Genomic DNA, 854 nt, shown 5'->3' with positions numbered 1-854 from the left:
AGGTAGAACGGGCGGGCGGCGGGGGCGCGCCAGTCCATCAGCAGGGGGTCGTAGTCGCCGCTGGTGTCGAAGATGCCGATCCGGCCGATGTAGTGCCGGGGCCCGTCGTCGCCGTCGAGCCGGCCGAAGCAGAGGCCGTTCTCGACGGCGGAGAACTGCTCGACCTGCTCGGCGTACATCCGCACGGAGCTGTCCCGCTGGGAGCGGTCCTGCAACGTGCCGCCGGTGCGGCGCAGTTCCTCGGTGAGCCGCCGGGCGGCCTGCTCACGCAGGTCGTCGAGTCGGCCGTAGAGCATCGAGACGTACTCCTGTTCGCGGCCGATCTCGTCGTCGTCCCGCTGGTGCTCGACGGAACCGTCGGAGTGCGTTGACAAGCCGTCTCCTCGTCAATTACAATCGATTCAGGAATGGCAACAGATGCCGTTCCTTTTTTGTGTCTGAACTGAGAAACATACCGCGCGGCGAGTGGTCCCACCAAGCGTGCCGGGCCGGCAGGTGACCGTGTCACACCGACGCCGGCCTGCCGTCAGCGCCGCTTCGTGCAGACCTGGCCGGAGCGGGCCACACTCTCGGTCGACCAGACCACCGCGATCGTGAAACAGTAGTCGTTGGTGCGGTCCAGGCCGTACACGACGAAGTTCTCCGTCCCGGCGGGCAGTTCCTGGAAGGCGCGCGTCTCCTGCCCGGACCGGCCGCCGGCGACCACCACCGGGCCCTCCGCGCCGGGCGGATACCGCCACGACAGGGCGATGTCGTCGCGCCGGTCGGTCAGCCGCACCCGATCGGGTGCGGCGGCACCGGCGGTCGGCGTCGCGGTGGTGGGGGCGGTCGTGGCGACGCCCCGGGTGCTGCCG

2 pseudogenes are annotated in these 854 nt (G+C 69.9%); both read right to left on the bottom strand.

From position 1 onward, the window contains the following. Nucleotides 1-296: pseudogene (locus tag E1193_RS31495) on the bottom strand (helicase); the annotation flags it as partial. A gap of 230 nt (nucleotides 297-526) precedes the next feature. Next, a pseudogene (locus E1193_RS31490) lies at nucleotides 527-854 on the bottom strand (tetratricopeptide repeat protein); the annotation flags it as partial.

Origin of the sequence: Micromonospora sp. KC606, assembly GCF_004348675.1 — a bacterium.
In the GTDB taxonomy this organism is placed as follows: domain Bacteria; phylum Actinomycetota; class Actinomycetes; order Mycobacteriales; family Micromonosporaceae; genus Micromonospora.
The sequence above is the reverse complement of the archived record's forward strand: the minus strand, read 5'-3'. Positions and strand labels throughout refer to the sequence as shown.